The organism is Winogradskyella ouciana (genome assembly GCF_009709615.1).
Taxonomy (GTDB): Bacteria; Bacteroidota; Bacteroidia; order Flavobacteriales; family Flavobacteriaceae; genus Winogradskyella; species Winogradskyella ouciana.
Genome location: NZ_WJYA01000128.1, coordinates 1 through 268 on the forward strand (window position 1 = coordinate 1; position 268 = coordinate 268).

Sequence of the window (268 nt, forward strand, 5' to 3'; positions counted from 1 at the left end):
TCACTCGCCGTAATTTTCCCCTTGTCTAAAAGATTTCCCTGTACCTTCTTACCTGACTCTGCCTCCAAGATTTTCTGGGCTAGAAGGGTCAATTCCTGACCAACCTTTGCCAAATGTTGGGATTTAAGGGATTCCAATTGACTGCTTAACCCTGCCGCATAGGCTTGCTGGGTACCTGAACCTGCATACTGGACACGGTAAGTAGCAAGACTAGATTCTAACTGAGAAATCTGTGCTTCAACCTGTGCAACTGCCTGAACCTTAGTTT

General features: G+C 45.9%; 1 pseudogene. It reads right to left on the reverse strand.

From position 1 onward, the window contains the following. Positions 1 to 268, reverse strand: a pseudogene (locus F1003_RS18785) (competence protein ComB); the annotation flags it as partial.